16 protein-coding genes are annotated in these 17,928 nt (G+C 40.9%); 5 read left to right on the top strand and 11 right to left on the bottom strand.

What is annotated here, in order from left to right; genetic code table 11:
* Positions 1-55: 55 nt before the first annotated feature.
* From rpsI to EV194_RS08505, 3 genes are all read right to left on the bottom strand, one after another.
* On the bottom strand, positions 56-442 hold the full coding sequence (gene rpsI, locus EV194_RS08515; protein WP_132433616.1) for a 30S ribosomal protein S9: 387 nt from the start codon (positions 440-442) through the stop codon (positions 56-58).
* 5 nt (positions 443-447) lie between these two features.
* Positions 448-903: a 50S ribosomal protein L13 gene (gene rplM, locus EV194_RS08510; RefSeq protein ID WP_132433615.1), complete on the bottom strand. Its 456-nt coding sequence runs from the start codon at positions 901-903 to the stop codon at positions 448-450.
* Between the two features lie 235 nt (positions 904-1,138).
* Entirely contained in the window at positions 1,139-1,957 is an 819-nt protein-coding gene (locus tag EV194_RS08505) for a phosphatase PAP2 family protein (RefSeq protein ID WP_132433614.1), read from the bottom strand.
* A 384-nt stretch (positions 1,958-2,341) separates the two neighbouring features.
* On the opposite strand from EV194_RS08505, the gene EV194_RS08500 reads away from it, so the two are divergent.
* From EV194_RS08500 to EV194_RS17095, 3 genes are all read left to right on the top strand, one after another.
* Entirely contained in the window at positions 2,342-4,705 is a 2,364-nt protein-coding gene (locus EV194_RS08500) for a PAS domain-containing protein (RefSeq protein WP_132433613.1), read from the top strand.
* A gap of 81 nt (positions 4,706-4,786) precedes the next feature.
* Positions 4,787-5,059, top strand: a complete 273-nt coding sequence (locus tag EV194_RS17100) for a PAS domain S-box protein (protein ID WP_243699370.1) — start codon at positions 4,787-4,789, stop codon at positions 5,057-5,059.
* A gap of 12 nt (positions 5,060-5,071) precedes the next feature.
* Entirely contained in the window at positions 5,072-5,236 is a 165-nt protein-coding gene (locus tag EV194_RS17095) for a hypothetical protein (RefSeq protein ID WP_243699369.1), read from the top strand.
* A 76-nt stretch (positions 5,237-5,312) separates the two neighbouring features.
* Here EV194_RS17095 and EV194_RS08490 read toward each other — a convergent pair whose 3' ends face one another.
* The 4 genes from EV194_RS08490 to EV194_RS08475 all read right to left on the bottom strand — a co-directional run bounded on the left by EV194_RS08490 (position 5,313) and on the right by EV194_RS08475 (position 9,839).
* Complete coding sequence (locus tag EV194_RS08490; protein ID WP_079558990.1) at positions 5,313-6,068, bottom strand: succinate dehydrogenase/fumarate reductase iron-sulfur subunit; 756 nt, start codon at positions 6,066-6,068, stop codon at positions 5,313-5,315.
* Between the two features lie 40 nt (positions 6,069-6,108).
* The gene (locus EV194_RS08485; protein ID WP_132433612.1) at positions 6,109-8,049 is read right to left on the bottom strand and encodes a fumarate reductase/succinate dehydrogenase flavoprotein subunit; all 1,941 of its coding nucleotides are present in this window, start codon (positions 8,047-8,049) and stop codon (positions 6,109-6,111) included.
* Positions 8,050-8,069: 20 nt separating this feature from the next.
* A complete protein-coding gene (locus tag EV194_RS08480; RefSeq protein ID WP_132433611.1) occupies positions 8,070-8,771 on the bottom strand; it encodes a succinate dehydrogenase cytochrome b subunit in 702 nt (233 codons plus the stop codon).
* A 441-nt stretch (positions 8,772-9,212) separates the two neighbouring features.
* Positions 9,213-9,839, bottom strand: coding sequence for a porin family protein (locus EV194_RS08475; RefSeq protein WP_132433610.1), 627 nt, complete (start codon positions 9,837-9,839; stop codon positions 9,213-9,215).
* A gap of 708 nt (positions 9,840-10,547) precedes the next feature.
* Here EV194_RS08475 and trpS point away from each other — a divergent pair.
* Positions 10,548-11,537: a tryptophan--tRNA ligase gene (trpS, locus tag EV194_RS08470; protein WP_132433609.1), complete on the top strand. Its 990-nt coding sequence runs from the start codon at positions 10,548-10,550 to the stop codon at positions 11,535-11,537.
* Positions 11,538-11,540: 3 nt separating this feature from the next.
* On the opposite strand, the gene EV194_RS08465 is transcribed toward trpS, so the two are convergent.
* Positions 11,541-12,299, bottom strand: a complete 759-nt coding sequence (locus EV194_RS08465) for a LytR/AlgR family response regulator transcription factor (protein ID WP_132433608.1) — start codon at positions 12,297-12,299, stop codon at positions 11,541-11,543.
* A gap of 5 nt (positions 12,300-12,304) precedes the next feature.
* Positions 12,305-14,290, bottom strand: a complete 1,986-nt coding sequence (locus EV194_RS08460; RefSeq protein ID WP_132433607.1) for a tetratricopeptide repeat-containing sensor histidine kinase — start codon at positions 14,288-14,290, stop codon at positions 12,305-12,307.
* A 589-nt stretch (positions 14,291-14,879) separates the two neighbouring features.
* Here EV194_RS08460 and dusB point away from each other — a divergent pair.
* Positions 14,880-15,896 (top strand): tRNA dihydrouridine synthase DusB, encoded by a 1,017-nt coding sequence (gene dusB, locus EV194_RS08455; RefSeq protein WP_132433606.1) that lies wholly within the window; start codon positions 14,880-14,882, stop codon positions 15,894-15,896.
* On the opposite strand, the gene EV194_RS08450 is transcribed toward dusB, so the two are convergent.
* Positions 15,856-17,094 carry an ABC transporter permease gene (locus EV194_RS08450; protein WP_132433605.1) on the bottom strand — a complete coding sequence of 413 codons (1,239 nt, stop codon included), beginning with the start codon at positions 17,092-17,094 and terminating at the stop codon, positions 15,856-15,858. The genes dusB and EV194_RS08450 overlap by 41 nt on opposite strands.
* A gap of 6 nt (positions 17,095-17,100) precedes the next feature.
* A complete protein-coding gene (locus tag EV194_RS08445; RefSeq protein WP_132433604.1) occupies positions 17,101-17,925 on the bottom strand; it encodes a class I SAM-dependent methyltransferase in 825 nt (274 codons plus the stop codon).
* Positions 17,926-17,928: the final 3 nt, after the last annotated feature.

The raw sequence follows: 17,928 nt of genomic DNA, 5'->3' as shown, positions 1-17,928 counted from the left end.
GTAGTTCTCCTTGAGAAATCTTTCCGGTTTAGATACTAAACGCACCTGAGGTATATTAACGCTTGCTGAACTGGAATCTCTTCCGTGCTTTCGGACGTCCGGGCTTCTTCCTTTCAACCACGCGAGGATCGCGGGTAAGAAATCCTTTCGCTTTTAAAGCGGGCTTGTTTTCTGCATTAATTTTTACAAGTGCACGAGAGATTGCAAGACGCAATGCTTCAGCCTGACCTTTTACACCACCACCATCAAGGTTTACTTTGATGTCGAATTCACCGGCAACTCCAAGAAGTTCCAACGGTTGTTTTACAACATACTGTAAAGTAGCAGCGGGAAAGTAATTATCAAGCTCTCTTTTGTTGATGGTAATTTGTCCTTTACCCTCACTAAGATAGATACGCGCGATGGCTCTCTTTCTTCTTCCAATAGCATTTATTACTTCCATAACAATTATTTAACGGTGTTGATATCAATGACTCTTGGTTTTTGAGCTTCTTGTTTGTGCTCAGAGCCGGTATAAACAAACAGGTTTCTAAAGAGTTGACGTCCAAGGCTGTTTTTTGGCAACATCCCTTTAACGGTTCTTTCAACCAATCTTTCAGGGCTTTTTGCAAAAAGCATAGCCGGAGTTACTTCTCTTTGTCCACCGGGATAACCGCTATGGTAGAAGAATACTCTGTTTTGCCACTTATTGCCGGTAAGTTTTACTTTGTCGGCATTAATAATGATTACATTGTCACCACAATCCATGTGGGGAGTGTAATTTGGCTTGTGCTTCCCTCTTAGAAGCTGAGCCACTTTTGAACCTAACCGGCCAAGTACCTGATCGGTAGCATCCACCACAAGCCATTCTTTCTGAATGGTTGCCGGAGTGACTGATTTGGTTTTGTAACTTAATGTATCCACAGTCTTTCTTTAATTTGATAATTAGACCTACAATTTAATTAAAACAATTTGCCGGTGCATCTTTTCAGAAACAGACGAAAACACCCCAACAGACGGGCATGACCATTGGGATGGTGAACAATTATCTGTGTTCCAATTCGATTACACCACTCTACACGGATAATAATCAGGCCGCAAAAGTAACGCATTTTTTTATAACTACCAATGCTTTAGCTTAGAAAGTTGTTGTGATTTTTTAAAAATTCACAACAATTCCGTTGGGAATAATTTGAATGTTTGGGTAGTGGGTAAAAAGGTATCCGCTTATAAAACCAATGGCTCCGCCAACTACCACATCTGAAAACCAGTGCTCGTTTTGGTACACCCTTCCCGCAGCCACCGATGCCGGAATCAGGTAGATCCATTTTGAGTAATTCTCTGCAAACGGGGTAAACGCTGCAAAAGCCAGCGCTGCATGTCCCGATGGCATGGACTTATAATCGTCATTTTTCATTGGAAATGGCGAATAATGATGTGCTCCCCGTTCGGTATACGGGCGAGATCTGCCTGCTAATTGCTTCACTATTTCAGTTGAAATGGCTGTGGTTGCTAATGCCTGAATGGAATTTAAACTGGTGTTTGTCAGTTTTTCATCACGAATTATATAACCGGCCACTCCATAGGTTAAAACCGAGGCAGGTATTATCAGGTATTTATCTCCTGCCAGATCGGTAATTTTTGAAGCTGAGTTAAAGAAGGACGAGCGATTGGTCTCAAAATGGCTGTTCACCGGCTGGTCAACAAGAAATGAGACTGCTGCAATTCCTGCTATTACAGGGATGTGGCGACTGATTGGTTTTGTCTCAACTTCCGTGATTGGAATGGAATCAGAACTGTTGGCCTTGAGCGACAATGGGATAAAAAGGACGATTGTAATTGCGATAGCTTTTTGCAGAGGAATACTGATTTTCTTTGGTTTTAAAATGGAATACGTTGTTACGCCAATGCGTAACAACCATGTAAACCAGTCCATCCAGATTCTACAGAAAAGTAAAATGATAAATCTATCTTGCATAAAATGTTGTGATTAACAGCCAATCGATTTTTGAAAGGTTTAAAATTACGGATAAGATCTTTATATTCTGCGATAATTGCAGCCAATATTTTTTTTGGTTGAATGACATTAGCAAGCGGGGAACACCGAACCGGCATTGCGTTGAAATTCTTTTAGGGGAGTTAGAGGGGCGAGGTTGGCATTCGGAGAGTTTTTGCAGCAGCCACTATATTGGAGAGTAGCCAATAGCGACTCATTTTCCGCTACCTCTGCATTATTACAGAAATAAATTCATTCCTATCTGATATGTAAAAAATCTGATCATCATTTTTTGCGATACAATATCTTTTTTTTGTAATATTGTTTAAATATTCATAAACTCTTAATCCAATAGTCTGTTGTTTAATGATAAAAAATCAACAATTCTTTAACTCACCCGGAGAGCCGGATTGGAAAAGCAGCCTGGATGTTTTGTCAAATGTTCTGAGTGCTCATGTGGGGCTTGTTGAAAAAATGGAGGATCGCATTGATTGGTTTTATAAACACAAAAATGGGAGTTCCACTGGTGAAGATCACCAAATTCTGAAAGAAATCGAGCCACATTTAAAGTTGAGTAACAAACAAGAATGGTTTAAGATCAAATCATCATCAATTGTCAGTCATTGTCTTGTTTCTCCCCTCAAAGTAATAAATCGCAACCCCATTTTTCTCTGCATTCAAACAAGTGGTTTTGTGCCTCACGAGAGCTACAAACAGACCCTTATTCGCCAAACAATAAAGATTATTGAGAATGATTTGTATCTAAATAATGAGGATTTTTCACAAAAATCGATTTCCTCATATTGTAAAAGCAATGAACCAATCAATGATTATAACAGCAGAGTAGGTATTCAGAAGGCTCTGGAAGAACGCAATGCGCAACTGCTCACTTTGTTTAATTCAACACCGGATTTCATCTGTTTTAAAGATGGCGAAGGGCGTTGGATGGAGGCAAACCAATCGTTAATCAGTTTGTTTGGCCTTGAAGGGTACGATTACCGTGGGAAAAACTATCTGGATCTCTCCTTACTGATTCCCAATAGAAGCAAGGAACTTAAATTCTGCCATGAAACTGATAATTTGGCTTGGAAATCACGGAGACCAATTAATGTTGAGGAACATTTTTTGCAAAGTGATGGAGTCAGAAAAGTTTTTGATGTAATAAAAGCACCTCTTTTTAATGTTGATGGAAGCAGAAAGGGTTTGGTCATTCTTGGTCGGGACATCACAGGCCGTAAGCTTGCCGAACAAGAGAATCTGGAAAATGAGATGCGATTTAAGTTGGTTGCCATGCATACCAACGATGTTATTTTTGAATGGAACAATTCAAACAATTCATTTATCTGGAATGGCAACATTGATTCTATTTTGGGCAGCATAAAAAGTCCAACTTCCTTAAGGAGTCTTTTTCGTATGATTCACCCCGACGACAGGAGTCGGATGATTGAAACATGGCGCTTACAATCTGATCAACTCAATAAAATTTGGAAAAATGAGTTCCGGCTTTTATTACCTGATGACAACATCATCTACCTTTTGGGAAGCGGGATTGTTGAAAAAAGGGAGAATGGAGAACAGATTAGAGCTTATGGTACAATCACCAACATCACCCGTGAAAAAGAGCTGGTACACACCCTGCGTGAAGCCTTAAACGTGGCTGAGAGTAACCATGCCAAACTGCGTGGATTGTTGGCGATAATTCCCGATATCATCTTTGTATTTAATGGGGATGGATATTTTATTGATTACCATGTCCATGATGAAATGAGTTTGCTGGTTTCTCCAGCAAGTTTTATGGATAAGCATGTGAGCGAAGTATTACCACCGGAATTGGCAACCCTCACAATTGAAAACATTAATAAAGCCATCACAGGAAAAGGTGTAGAGACATACAACTACACAATCAGAGAGGAAGAGACAGAGATGGTTTATGAGTCGCGCATGATCTATTTTCAGGAGAATGAAACCATCTGCATTGTACGCGACGTAACCCACCAGAAGCAGATAGAAAAGGAACTGTTATTGGCAAAGGAAAAGGCAGAAGAGAGTGACCGGTTAAAATCTGCCTTTCTGGCCAATATGAGTCATGAAATACGAACCCCGATGAATGGCATCATGGGTTTTGCTGAGTTATTAAAGCAAAGAGAGGTTTCTGAGGATAAACGTGAGTCCTACCTCGATATAATTATCAGGAGCGGACTGCAATTACTGGGACTCATCAATGACGTTCTGGAGATTTCCAGAATAGAAACCGGTAGCGCTGTTTTAAATAGGGAACATATAGATCTGGCTGAGTTGATGAGTTCATTAACTGCTTTTTTTGAAGTTCCTGCCAATGATAAAAATATCATTCTGAAAGCAACGATTCCTCCCAAAAAAGAGGTGATTATCAATGGAGACCTTCCGAAGCTCACCCAGGTTTTTAACAACTTAATTGCCAATGCAATTAAGTTTACTCCCGAAAATGGAACCATTGAGTTTGGCTATCATCTAAATGAAAATAAAGTTGAGTTTTTCGTTGAAGATTCCGGCATAGGCATAGATCCGAAGCATCATCAGTCCATCTTTAACCGGTTTAACCAGGTTTATGAAAAAAGCGGAAAGGATTATGGAGGAGCAGGGTTGGGGCTATCCATCTGCAAAAGTCTTGTTGAACTGATGGGTGGAGAAATTCGGGTAGCTTCATTTCCGAAAAAGGGAAGCAGATTCACTTTTGAGATTCCGTTATAGCCTGATGTTTCCATATTGTTAAACATTTCGCGGCTCAACATTGAACAAAACTTTGATTGGTCTGTTTGAAACATCATACAAATGAAATATAAACTAGCAATTAAAAATCAGGGTATGGGAAGAATTAATGTGTTCAGAACCAAGGAGATTAAGCAACTTATTGAGGCAGATCCGCAAAAGGCGCAAACCATCATCGATGAAGAACGCGAACTTGGAATTTGTGTTACCGATGAAAAGGGAAACTACGTTCATGTAAATGAACGATACAGCGAAATATATGGATACGGTCCAGGAGAGCTTTTTGGTAAACATTTTACGGTGGTTGTTCCTGCTGAGAATCATGGAAAACTTTAAACGGCGCACGATATGTTCATCAAAAATGAATATGAGATAGTAAGATTTTGGGATGTGGTGCGAAAAAGTGGTGAGACGATTCAAATTCAGGCTGCTGCAGCTTTTTTTAATAACATTTTTACTGGAAAAGGAGAAGGCACTGGACGAAAAGTAACTTTTGCCTACTATGAGGGTTAATGACCCTTAATAATTATAATAAAAATGGCACACAGTTTTGACTGTGTGCCATTTTAATATCAAATGAGTGCCTTGCCTAATCCTGAACTTTTGCTTTCAGGAATTCTCTGTTTAGCCTGGCAATGTGAGCTACCGAAATTCCTTTGGGACATTCAACTTCACAAGCACCGGTGTTGGTACAGTTTCCAAATCCAAGTTCATCCATTTTAGCTACCATATTTTTGGCTCTGCGGGCAGCTTCAACTTTTCCTTGTGGTAAAAGTGCCAATTGGCTCACTTTTGCAGATACAAACAACATGGCCGAACCGTTTTTACAGGCTGCAACACAAGCTCCACAACCAATACATGAAGCAGCATCCATGGCTTCATCAGCATCGGGTTTTGGAATTGGAATGGCGTTGGCATCGGGAACACCTCCGGTATTAACCGATACATAACCTCCTGAAGCAATGATCTTGTCAAAAGCGGTACGATCCACAATCAAATCCTTAATAACAGGAAATCCAGCCGAACGCCAAGGTTCGATCCAGATGGTATCACCATCCTTGAATTTGCGCATGTGCAACTGGCAGGTGGTAACTCCATCATCGGGTCCGTGAGGACGGCCATTGATGTATAACGAGCACATGCCACAGATCCCTTCGCGGCAGTCGTGGTCAAAAGCCACTGGCTCATTTCCCTCGTTAATTAACTGTTCATTAAGAATATCCATCATTTCCAGGAATGAACTCCCGGTAGAAACATCTTTTACCTGGTACGTTTCAAAACGCCCCTTTTCGCGGGCGTTTTTTTGTCTCCAGACTTTTAGAGTGATATTTATATTTTTTTCCATGATAAAACTCTGTTAATATAATTGAAATTGCCTGCGACCACTATTTGTAATTCCGCTGAATCAGTTTCACATCTTCAAACTTCAGCTCTTCCTTATGCAGTTCCGGTTCCTGACCATCGCCTTTGTACTCCCAGCAAGATACATAAGCAAATTTATCATCCTGACGCATGGCTTCACCATCTTCGGTTTGGAACTCTTCACGGAAGTGTCCACCACATGACTCCTCGCGGTTAAGTGCATCAATGGCCATCAGTTCGCCAATTTCAATAAAATCAGCAAGACGGTTTGCTTTTTCAAGTTCAATGTTCATCCCTTCCTTATCGCCTGGAATGCGGACATTGCTCCAGAACTCTTTTTTAATGGCGCGGATTTTTTCAATGGCTTGTTGAAGGCCTTCTTTATTTCTGGCCATTCCAACAAAGTCCCACATCACCAAACCAAGCTCTTTATGGATGCTGTCAACCGAACGGTTTCCGTTTACATTACGAATTTTTTCAAATCGGTCTTTTACGGCCTTTTCAGTTTCAACAAACTCTTTCTCATCACCGGTCATTCTTGGTGTTTTGATGTCATCGGCCAAATAGTTCTGAACGGTATATGGCAGAACAAAATAACCATCGGCCAATCCCTGCATCAAAGCCGAGGCACCAAGGCGGTTGGCTCCGTGATCTGAGAAGTTGGCCTCTCCGGCACAGAAGAGCCCGGGAATGGTGGTTTGCAATTCGTAATCAACCCAAACACCTCCCATGGTATAATGAATGGCAGGGTAAATCATCATGGGTGTGTCGTATGGATTGTCGTCCACAATTTTTTCATACATCTGGAACAGGTTACCATACCTGGCTTCAATCACGTCCTTGCCCAATCTTTCGATGGATTCTTTAAAATCAAGATATACGGCCAATCCGGTGGTGCCAACTCCAAAGCCTGCATCGCAACGCTCTTTTGCTGCACGTGATGCCACATCACGTGGAACCAGGTTTCCGAAAGCCGGGTAACGGCGTTCAAGGAAATAGTCTCTGTTTTCTTCCGCAATATCCGTTGGTTTTAGTTTTCCGGCACGAATGGCTTCAGCATCCTCTTTTTTTGCAGGAACCCAAATGCGTCCATCGTTACGCAACGACTCCGACATAAGAGTCAGTTTGCTCTGGAATTCTCCATGAACAGGAATACAAGTGGGGTGGATTTGCGCAAAACATGGATTCGCAAACATAGCGCCTTTCTTGTAGGCCTGCCATGCAGCAGAACCGTTCGATCCCATGGCATTGGTAGAAAGGAAGAAGGTATTTCCATAGCCTCCGGTTGCCATAACCACAGCATGACCAAAATGGCGCTGAGTTTCTCCGGTTACTAAATCACGAGATATAATTCCTCTTGCTTTTCCATCAACAAGCACGATGTCAACCAGCTCGTTGCGGGTATATAGTTTTACAGTTTTGAGGTTTACCTGACGCATAAGAGCCTGGTATGCTCCCAATAATAATTGCTGACCGGTTTGGCCTCTGGCATAGAATGTTCTGCTCACCTGCGCTCCTCCAAATGAACGATTGTCAAGCAATCCTCCATACTCTCGGGCGAAAGGTACACCTTGAGCTACGCATTGGTCTATGATTGAAGTTGAAACTTCAGCCAGACGATACACATTTGCCTCACGGGCACGGTAGTCGCCACCCTTAACGGTGTCGCTAAATAATCTGTTTACCGAGTCACCATCGTTTGGATAGTTTTTAGCGGCGTTAATTCCACCTTGGGCAGCAATGGAGTGCGCACGACGAGGAGAATCCTGAATGGTGAAAATCTTTACATTAAAACCCATTTCACCAAAGGATGCTGCAGCTGCAGCTCCTGCCAATCCTGTTCCTACAACAATGATATCGAGTTTCCTTTTATTGGCAGGGTTAACCAATTTTTGATTTTTCTTATAATTTGTCCACTTCTGGGCTACAGGCCCTTCGGGAATTCTTGCATCAATTTTTGCCATAATCACAAAGGATTAAATAATTAACCTTGATAGAATAAATACTGTAACACTGCTATAAGAGAGAAGCCTAATCCAACGAACCAGGCATAAATTTGTCCGATAACAGTAAGGCGCTTACGCCAAATATTGTTGCTGAAACCAACTGTTTGAAAAGCCGACCAGAACCCGTGAGATAGATGTAAAGCCAAACCGATACCGGCAACGGCATATACAATTACAATCCAAAGGTATCCGAAAGATGTATTAACCAACGCATACGCGTTGTCAACCATTGTCTCTACCCCTCCTAAACTAACCATTACAGGGTCTAACAGCGGATCGCCCGTAATTTTAATCTTCACCCAATAGTGAGCGAGGTGCATAATTAAAAATGCCAAAAGGGTAATTCCCAAAATTAGCATGTTTTGAGAAGCCCAGGTAACACCAGCGGTTTTATTGCCCGACGCATACCTGTCTTTTCCTCTGGCCTTGCGATTTTGAATGGTCAACATAAAACCATAGATAATGTGAACCAGAAATCCAATTGCCAGTAGAGGCTCTGTCACCTTAATAATGGGATTGGTGATCATAAAATGCGCTGCCGCATTGAAGGTCTCTCCGCCATCTGGAACCAACATCAGGGAGTTAATCGCCAGGTGGATAAGTAGAAATAAAATCAGGAAAAGCCCCGATAACCCCATCAGCAACTTCTTCCCGATGGAAGAACTTAATAAACTGCTCATAAAGATTCTGTTTTAATATTAATTGATATTTATTTGTTTATAAGAGATTTGCAAAACAAGTAACGTTTTGGGAGGGGGAAATAACCAAAAACCATTCAAATTTTCTTTTTAAAATGCAAATGTAATGGCTTAGATCACTATTTAAAAATAAAATAAAGAAAAACTTCTTTATTTATATAATTTCTAAGTTAGACGCTCTGAAATCCACACCAAGCCTCACATTCCTTAATTATTGTTCTTTTTGATTAAGAAAGAAAAATGCCTATTGTCTAAAAGATTTTCAAATTAACATCTTTGGATGTTAATTTCAAGTTGTATGCCTGTTTTTAATCCGGATAACGAAAAAATATATTCTCTGAATCATCTCTTTTGGACTGAATAAGGGCTGTTTTTCTTGTGCCGCGCTCTGGAATTTTTTGAGAAGTCTCCTCAATCTTTTCTTCACCAAAATATCCATGTTAAACCAAGCGTCCATAGTACATTGTATTGTCCTCGGTTAATCCAGGTTGTTTGTCCGTCGGCATGAGATCGAATTGGGGTCAGTGAATTAGAATATCCAAAATTCAGGTAAAGTGCTTCATAAAGTGGGTAAGAAAATCCAACTAAAAGGTTGAGCTCTGCTGCATTGAAGTCGCTCCTGTTGGGATACTCTACTAAATCTTCGCTCTCATTGGAATTGACGAGGAATGATACAGACAACCCTCCATGAAACAAAATTTTATCGAGGTAATTTAAGGAGGTGTAGGCCGACATGTTTTGCACAAAAAGGAATGGGACCTCCACGTATTGCAGGTCAAAACGATAGTCAAAATAATTGTTACTCTCACTTGGAACCGAACGACTCCCTTTCTGAATGTACATCACCTCCATTTGCAAAAAGGAGTATTGCGAGAGTGGTAACATGGTAAAAGCTGAACCATATAGACCGAATTTGTTTGGCCCGGATAAATGATCTCCGGAAACTTCGGAAGCCACAACTCCTCCTTTAAATCCACCCCGAAAAACTTGTGATTGAATATTAAACGTGGATAAACATATAATAGATAGAACTATTAATGAGACTTTCATCTGTTTATAATTTGTTTTTATATAGGCTCCCGAGGCCTCGGGAGAACTCGCCAGATAATCATCCTTACTTCGACTGGGCTCAGAACTTCGCCTGTGTGAGAACTCTTTGACTTCGTCGATCTGGCGATTCTCGGGACTCGCTTCATGGAATTTGTTGATTATATAACCCCCATTGCAACTGCTATTTTAAAATCCTGCCAACCGGGTTATTCTTTAATGTTTTAACATTTAGCGCAATGCGCGGCTACACGAATATAATATTTTTTTAAAACAGACCAATCATTATCATTGGGAATTGTGCCCTCTCATCAGGCCAAAATATCCTCCCAATTGGATCGGGAAGGGTAATGCATTTGTGCGTCTTCATGCAGTTTTGTATTTGCTTATATTACGATCATCTAAAAAGCAGTAGATCGTTAGACTTATAGATTATTAGAAATTAGATGTGAGTAAGCTTCTTATTATCAGCTGATTGGATAACACGACCATGAATCCATAAATATTTGATAATTAGGCAAATAAAAAAGATTAACGAACTATTAAAAAAGAATACCCTACTTTTAATGAAACGATAGAGAGAAAAAACACCACCACTTTTTGAATAGTGATTTCCTACTTATGGAAGTTTCATGAAAAAAAATAACATTTTGCCGTTTTGTTGATTATTTTTGCACCTGATTTAATATTAAGACAGAGAATTACGATAACATGGAAACAGTTGTAAGCGGAATCAGACCAACAGGAAACCTGCATTTAGGAAACTATTTTGGAGCAGTGAAGAACTTTTTGAAAATGCAGAATGATTTTAACTGCTATTTTTTTATTGCTGATTATCACTCGCTCACAACGCATCCTGCCCCGGAGGATCTTCATGGGAATGTTCGTCAGGTTTTGGCCGAATATCTAGCTGCCGGTCTTGATCCCGAAAAGGCAACCATCTATATTCAAAGTGATTTGCCCGAGGTTGCAGAGCTAACGCTCCTACTCAATATGAATGCATACCTGGGGGAATTGGAGAGAACAACCTCTTTTAAGGAGAAAGCTCGCAAACAACCTGAAAATGTAAATGCCGGATTGCTCACCTATCCTGTTTTGATGGCGGCAGATATCATCATTCACCATGCCAATAAAGTTCCGGTTGGAAAAGACCAAGAGCAAAATTTAGAGATGACTCGTAAATTTGCCAACCGATTTAATCGGATTTACGACACAGAATATTTTCCCATACCTCAACCTTTTAATTTTGGTGAGGCATTGGTTAAAATTCCTGGTTTGGACGGAACAGGAAAGATGGGGAAATCAGAAGGGAACGGCATCTATTTGATTGACGACCCGAAAGTGATTCGCAAAAAAGTAATGAAAGCGGTTACAGACTCCGGTCCAACTGAGCCAAACACGCCGGTTACTGAGCCCATCAACAATCTTTTTACTTTAATGTCGGTAGTTTCGAAGCCCGAAACTCTGGAGTTTTTCAAAGAGGAGTACAGCAAATGTTCAATCAGATATGGTGATTTAAAAAAGCAGCTGGCAGAAGATATCATAATTTTCACAGAGCCTATGCGCGAAAAAATCAAAGCCATAGCTGCCGATGATGCTTATTTGCGAAAAGTGGCTGAAATTGGAAGAGAAAAAGCACATGCAAGTGCATCTAAAACATTGAAGGAGGTTCGTGAACTGATTGGGTTTCGTTCCTTTTGATTGTTAAATCAGCGCCAACGCCTCTCGTTTGCTGATCAGATTGGCAAGCCTCCAACCATCAACAGGTATTATTGTGCCGGATTTCATCCGGATTTCAGATCTGCTTTTGTCCAAAGACTCAATATGTCTGAGATTGACAAGCATTAAAGGATGGCATCTGAAAAAGGCATACTCTGTCAAAAGTGGCTCATATCTTCGTAATGGGAACGAAACATGGATGGTGTCGCCCGACAAAAGATGAAAATATGCTCCTTTTGTGATTGATTCGCCATATTCAATACTGTTAATGTCAACTTTAACGTTCCCGTTTCTTGTTACGAGTAGTAGTGTCCTGTTTTGAGGTTCTTCATTGATATTTAATAAAAGTGTTTCAATTCTTTTTGGGTACTCGCTGTCGTTAAAAGCATCAAGCGCTTTATCAAGCGCTTGAACAAATTCACTTTCATCAAATGGTTTTTTTATAAAATCAACCGCCGAAAATTGTACAGCCTGCTCCATATAACTTGAATAGGATGACATAAATACAATTTTGAAATCTATCACAGGAATTTGAGATAAAAGTTCAAAAGCATTTCCATCCTCAAGCTGTATGTCCAGTATAAGTAAATCGGGTTTAACCCTTTCCAATAGATGATGAGCCTCCTTTATCGATCCAGTTGTTGCAGACACGACAAATTCAGTGAAGTGATTCTTTATAATCACGTCTACAACCCGACGGGTAAACAGGTCGTCTTCAACGATCATGATTTTTAGTGGCTCCATCTAAATCAGTTATTTTGAGAGACTATTGGCAGAATGATTCTTATCAGCGTTCCTCTGTCAAAGGGATTTATATTTTTCTTGTCAATGATTTCAAGGCTCACTTTCCCACCAATATCATTTCTAATTACATCAAGCCTCTCTTTGGTGATTTTTATGGCCATGGATTCATGTTTCTTGCTTATTCCGCTTTTATGCTTTTGATCAATGCTGGATGAGATTCCAATGCCATTGTCTTCAACTTCCACAACCATTTGTGTGTTGAGTTTTTTGAATCGGATATCAAGATGACCCTGTTTCTCCATTAATTTAACGCCGTGTTCCACGGCGTTTTCTACGAACGGTTGAGTAAGCATAGGAGGAACAAGTATTTGATCCTGGTTCAGGCTCTCATCAATTATGATTTGATAATTAAATGGAGATACAAACCGAAGCTGCTGAAGCTCAAGATAGTATTTTAGAATTTCAGATTCATCCTTAAGCGGAATATAGTCATGATGCGATGTTTTTAGCACCAACCGCATAAGTTTGGCAAAATCGGTCAGAAATTTTGTGGACTTCTCCACATCATGCTCAAGCACATAAACCTGTATGGCACTCAGTGCATTGAATATAAAATGCGGGTTCATTTGTGAGCGCAAAAGCTTATGCTGGTTTTTCAGGTTGTTATATTTAATGCGAAGCCTGTGCTGATATATCAACAGGGTGGTTATAACAGTAAGAATAATTAGAACAATAAAGATTATGGTAAGCATCAGTCGTTGCCTGCTCAGGGTTGTAAGTTGTTGGGAGGTCACCTGATCCAATTGATAAATCCGGTTTCGTTGAGCCTCGGTTTCCAGCATGGCCTCCATGGTTGTTAGGTGATTTATGTTTTTCTCATTCAGGATGCTGTCGCGATAAGCTGTTGCAGTTTTAAAATATTCCAGAGATGTTGAATAATTGTGATTGGCTTCATGAAGTCTTGAAAGTAGTCGCAAGCTCTCTTCTGCCTGAAATCTAGAACCGATGTTCTTAGCTAGTTCGTAGGATTTGTTGAGGTGGTCATCGGCCTTTGCGAAATCCCCTAACAACAGATACACTTCACCTATTTTTGAGTGACTGATGGAGACCTGCATCAGGTCTCCAAGTCTATCATTTATATTTAAAGCTCTTTCAAGATATTCTAAAGCTGTAACAGGATCATCCTTGGCGATATAAACTGCTCCAATGCTATTGTAACAGATGGATTGCCCGGCACGACTCCCTATCTGGTTATTGTATGCGAGCGACCTCTGAAAATATTCCAATGCCTCATCCGGATACCCCATTTTTAATCTGCACTCGCCTATGTTATGATTGTTGATTGCTTTTCCCAGTGTATTGTCGAGTTTAGTGGCATAGTCAAGAGCTCTTAAAAAATACTCAATGGCCGAGTGGTATCTGCCCAAATTTGCATTTACGTTCCCAATGCTATTTATTGCGACACTGATATTAAATGAATCCCGTGTCTCCTCTGCTAAGCGTAAGGCCTTAAAATGCATGTCCAGAGCTATGGCATTATCGTCTGTTCGTCTAAAAACCACGCCAATCTGATTATAAACTTCTGAAAGCAGATCTTTGTTGTTTATGTTTTGCGCTATGGTTAAAGCTCTGTTATGGTATCGTAGAGCTTCCCCATAGGCTGATCTGTCCCTGTATCTTCGTCCTATGGTGTTGAGAATCCTAACTTGTTGCCACATTAAGTTGTGACGCGATGCTATTTCCATGGCTTCTTGCAGAAATCTATCATAAGGTTCTGCTCTCATTCCGGTTTCATCATAAAATGATCTGGATCGTTGAATCAACTGATCTACCACCATGGAATCAGTCATGGGAGATTCACCCAGATGAGCTTTTCCTGCCTGATTTCTGGATGATTGTGTGTTACAGGATGCATAAAATAGCCCTGATAAAATCAACAAAAACAGAAACAGGCTGCGGTGGGAGAGGTATTTTAATAATCGAATCGTCATTGCCTAATTTTTTCAGAGAATAATGCTCACAAACACTTCTTTAAAGGTTGAATTTACTTGTTTTTGATTAACACCTAAACAGGCAAGATGTTCTGTATAAAAAGAATAACTTGCTTTTGGCCATTTATACATCACTAAATTTAGGGAAATTGCCTATTGCAAGCAACCTTTATTTTTTATTCATCGCTTAACTGATTATAATTTCAAAATTTTCACTGGATATTTAATATGAAAAGATGGTGCGGAACCATATTATACAGTAATAATTTTATCAATTATTGCCTCTAACTATCAATATCAATCTCCGAATAATATTTCTAATTAAATGAGTCAGATCACTTTTTTCTCTTTCGAGATAACTGATCCGCAACTTCACTTATGCAGTAGTTTTGGTATTTGAAAATTATAAACTCGAGATAAATAATCCTCGCCACCTCTTTAATTCAAGGAAAGCGCCATCATGTTGGACAAAATGATCAACCAAAACATGGTTGGCTTATCAGCAGAGTTTTAATAAATGTTTAGACTGTCTCTGAGAAGTAGTATATTTGTGACGTCAAAATAAAACAATTACAACTATTCAGGTCGCGTGAAGATAGGAGATTTGGAATTAAGAAAGGAGCCTCTGTTACTGGCTCCCATGGAGGATGTTACAGACCACATGTTTCGCAGTTTATGTAAGCAGTATGGTGTGGATTTGATGTACACAGAGTTTGTGTCGTCTGATGCATTGGTGCGTGATGTGGAAAAAACCAAACGCAAGCTGACTATTTTAGAGGAGGAGCGACCTGTAGGGATACAATTATATGGGAAAGATCCCGATGCACTTGCCGAAGCAGCCCGAATTGCCGAAGCGTCAAATCCGGAATTAATTGACCTTAATTTCGGATGCCCGGTAAAAAAAATCGCCACAAAAGGTGCAGGTTCGGGAATGTTGAGAGACATTCCGCTGATGCTGAAAATCACCAAAGCAGTTGTAAACGCAGTTAAGTTGCCGGTTACCGTGAAAACCCGGCTTGGGTGGGATCACGACTCAAAAATCATCACCGAGATTGCCGAGCCGCTTCAAGATACAGGCATAAAAGCCCTCACCATACATGGCCGAACCCGATCGCAACTTTATACCGGTGAGGCTGACTGGACGCTGATAGGCGAAGTTAAAAACAATCCCCGAATTCATATTCCCATCATTGGGAATGGTGATGTGGACTCACCCCAAAAGGCTCGTCAATATTTTGATCGATATGGTGTGGATGCCATTATGATTGGTCGCCCATCCATTGGGAGACCACGGATTTTCAAAGAAATCCGGCATTATTTGGATACCGGAGAACTTCTTCCACCCATCACCATGGATGAACATGTGGAAATGATTAGAGCAGTATTGCATAAAGCGGTTGAACATTTGGGTGAACGGAGAGGTATATTGCATTCAAGGCGGCATTTGGCGGTAACTTTTAAAGGATTACAGAATTTCAGAAACACGAAAATTCAAATGCTCCGAAGCGAGAGTGTTGCAGAAATTGATGAAATTCTAACTGGAATTAAAACCGACTACGCCGGTTTTACTCCTGGCGATTTACTGGGTAATAGCGACGCACAATAACCCGAACCGGATACCAGGCTGCCAAAAATCCTGTGATGGATACGGTCAGGAGCACGGTTAATACATCAACCCAACGCAGTATAACCGGGTAGGCATCAACCACAAAGGCTTCGCCGCCCTGAAAGCGAAGCAAACCATAGGTTTGCTGAAGCCATACAAGCAATGCTCCCAAAAGGATTCCCCCGGTCATCCCCGCAAGGGAAATAAGCCATCCTTCAAAAAGAAAAATCTTATTAATAAGCTGGCGTGTAGCACCCATACTGCGAAGTGTGGTGATGCTCTCCTTTTTTTCAAAAATCAACATCGAAAGCGTTCCAATCACGTTAAAAATGGCAATCAGCAGAATGAATGAGAGGATGAGGTACGACATCAGTTTTTCAACTTTCATCATACGAAAGAAAGTGTCGTGCTGCTCTTCACGGTTTTTAACCGTGAAGTGATCCCCCAAATGATTTTGTAATCTTTGTCGCACTCCCTCCTGACGAACGCCTTCTGTCACCCTCACGCCAATCCACGAAACAGTACTTTCATCATAATCCAATAGTTCCCGTGCCTGATTTATGTGGATGATGACATAGCCGGCGTCGTAGTCAATCTGGTTGACCATAAACATGCCCGAAGGCTGTGCATATTGAGAACGAAAAGCCTGATCGGGACGTGCCGGGTTGATACGGCCTGTGCGTTCAGGCGCGTACATCATAAGCGGTGTGACGAAGTTCATTCGCAATGCCAATTGGCTGGCCAATGCATAACCAACAACTGCCTCCGGCATGTTGTTGTATTGCAGTCTGAACTCTCCATCCACAATAATGGTATCAATGGCCGATACCTGGTTGAATGAATCATCAACTCCTAAAACCCGCCCCGGCACCTGTCGGTTACTAAACCTGAACAGAACATGGTCTTCCATTACCATGGTGGCGGCCTCCACACCGTCAATGGCAACCAATCCGCGATAATCAATGCTGTCGATGCTGAAAACTTTGCCCCTTTCGGGTTCTATTTTAAAATCGGGGTCGAAAGTGCTGAAAAATGATCCAATTAGGCCATGAAGTCCATTAAATACAGATAAAACAAGAAGCAATCCGAGCGAACCGGTAAGAATGCCAATCACAGAGATCCACGATATGATGTTGATGATGTTCTGGCTCTTTTTGGCAAACAGATACCTGATGGCTATGCGAATGGCTAATGTCATATCCTTCTATTTTATGGCTTTAACGATAAGACCGGTTCCCGCGTTGTGTGTTTTGCGAACATCCATGTGGTTCAAAATCCAGGCCACCGGGAAAGTTAAAAGATAATAAAACGGAAGCAAGACAAAAAAGAACTTGCTTTTGTTCAGCATCATTATTGGATATTTCATGGATAGCTTCCAGGCAATATTACCCGGTTTACCATAGGAATATTCTACCTTAACGGAAGTAAATCCGGCACGTTTAAGTTTGTCTTTTATCTCATCGGCATTGTAGCCGTCGCGCACATGTTCATCAATAAACCCGGTTACCTGATCAGGCTGATCATGGTGATGATGGGTATCTGATCCTCCCAAATCCGACGGAGTAGAGATGAGCAGCATTCCACCCGTTTTCAGGCTCTGATTCAGATTGGCCATCACTTTTTCATCTTCGGCAATATGCTCCATCACATCAACTGACAGAATCAGGTGATATGTTTTCGGCTCCACAAACTTGGTGAGGTCGGCCTGTCTGAATTCCACCCTCTTCTGTAATTTTTTCTTTCTGAAAAACAGGTTGCAATCCTCTATCTGTTCCTGTTTTACATCTACACCTGTAATTCTGAAATCGCTGCCCATTTGCGAAAGTCGCCATACGTATTGGCCGAACCCTGCTCCCGCATCCAGTATTTTTGCCTTATTGGGAGCCGTTTTTTTCCATTGGCGAAGTTCGCGCCTGATATACCAGGAACGTAAAAGAAGAAGATCCAGCAACCGATAAAACAGAATTCTTAAAAACGGATTCCGGTTAAAAACCTTGCCAAGCGAACGTTTAATTGGATCGTATTGCATCAA

It is taken from the genome of Natronoflexus pectinivorans (assembly GCF_004345615.1).
GTDB classification, from domain to species: domain Bacteria; phylum Bacteroidota; class Bacteroidia; order Bacteroidales; family Marinilabiliaceae; genus Natronoflexus; species Natronoflexus pectinivorans.
Note: the sequence above shows the minus strand (reverse complement) of the source record. Positions and strands in the feature narration are given on the sequence as shown.